Source organism: Pedobacter sp. 10L46_2 (assembly GCF_056395165.1).
The window spans coordinates 1-1,710 of record NZ_JBFTIZ010000492.1; the positions used below are offsets into that span (position 1 = coordinate 1).

At 39.1% G+C, this 1,710-nt stretch carries 1 protein-coding gene; it reads left to right on the top strand.

Features of this window, described 5'->3' with window-relative positions:
- Nucleotides 1–207: 207 nt before the first annotated feature.
- Nucleotides 208–1,710 (top strand): SusC/RagA family TonB-linked outer membrane protein (locus AC1DDX_RS27170; RefSeq protein WP_477623002.1); only part of this gene is annotated, 1,503 nt, incomplete at its 3' end.

The following is a 1,710-nucleotide window of genomic DNA, read 5'->3' on the forward strand; positions in this document are numbered from 1 at the left end:
TTATTTTCGTTGAGGGTTTTTTATCTAAATGGTGCTATATCGATTTGATTATTAATATAATCATCTTTTTTTAGTGGTTTTATTGCAGTATTTGTATTAATATAATTATATATTGTATACAATATATAATTATATTAAGTTTGTATATGAGTCTGTAATTGTTGCCGGATCAGACATAGGATTGATTTTACACTAACCAAATATAATATGTTAACCAAACCACTAAATCTTTGTGGGACCATTACTTTCAGCGTGATTTTTACCTGGATATTGGTAATGGCTTTACCATCGGCTGGAAATGCGCAAAGCAAAAACATTTCAGGTAAAGTAACCTCGTCTGACAATGAACCGCTCTTCGGTGTCACCATATTTGAAAAAAACACTAAAACCGGAGCCACTACCGATGCTGATGGCAAATTTGTGATTACAGTTTCAAATGCAAATGCCACTTTATCATTCAGGTACGTTGGTTACCAATCAAGGGATATCCCTTTAAACGGCAAGAACATCATCAACCTTGCTCTTAAAAGTCTTGATAATGCATTGAATGAGATTGTAGTGATTGGCTATGGTGCAACCGCACGAAAAGACCTAACCGGATCTGTCGGGCAAGTGAAAATGGATGAATTTGAGAAGGCACCGGTAAAATCATTTGACGAGGCCCTGGCCGGAAGAGTAGCTGGTGTTCAGGTTTCAGGCGCCGATGGGCAGCCTGGGTCAATAAATAATATTGTGATAAGGGGAGCAGGTTCAATCACACAAGACACCTCACCATTATATGTTGTAGATGGTTTTCCATTAGAAGATGCGAACAATAACTCCATAAATCCAGCAGATATTGCGGCTATCGATATTTTAAAAGATGCATCGGCCACAGCCATCTACGGGGCAAGAGGAGCAAACGGAGTAATCATTATTACCACCAAAAGAGGAAATATAGGTGATCCGGTGATTGCTTACAATGGGTACTATGGTTTTCAGAAAAATACAAAAACCATCGATTTAATGAGCCCCTATGAATTTGTAAAATACCAGTTAGAGCTTGATCCGGCAAATACGAACACAACCTATCTAGCCGATGGGAAAACACTTGACGACTATAAAAATGTAACGGGAATTAATTTTCAGGATCAAATTTATCGGAACGCCCCCATGCAAAGTCATGATATCTCAATAAGGGGTGGGGCTGATAAAACACGTTATTCGATCTCAGGAAACATCATTGGCCAGGATGGGGTGGTTTTAAACTCCGATTTCAAACGTTACCAGGGACGAATTACACTTGATCAGAATGTAAATCAAAAATTAAAAATTGGGGTTAACCTAAATTATAGTTATAGTGCATCTAACGGAAGTATAGTTAATGCTGCCTCGCCAATCCAATCTGCCAGTACCAATCTGCTTTATGCAGTATGGGGCTATCGTCCTGTAAGTGGTAACGATAATAATCTTGATGATGAACTATTTGATCCGGGCTTCGACTATAATGTAATTGCTGATTACAGGGTTAATCCGGTGATTTCTGCTAAAAATGAACTTCGGCGCCGGTTGATCACAGGATTAATCGCGAACGGCTATGCGGAATACAAAATTATTCCATCTCTTACCCTAAGAGTTACAGGCGGCATCACCAATAATATGCAGAGAGATGAGGCCTTTAATAACTCCCAGACCCGACTGGGTAATCCACGTAATTCGAGTGGTGTGAAC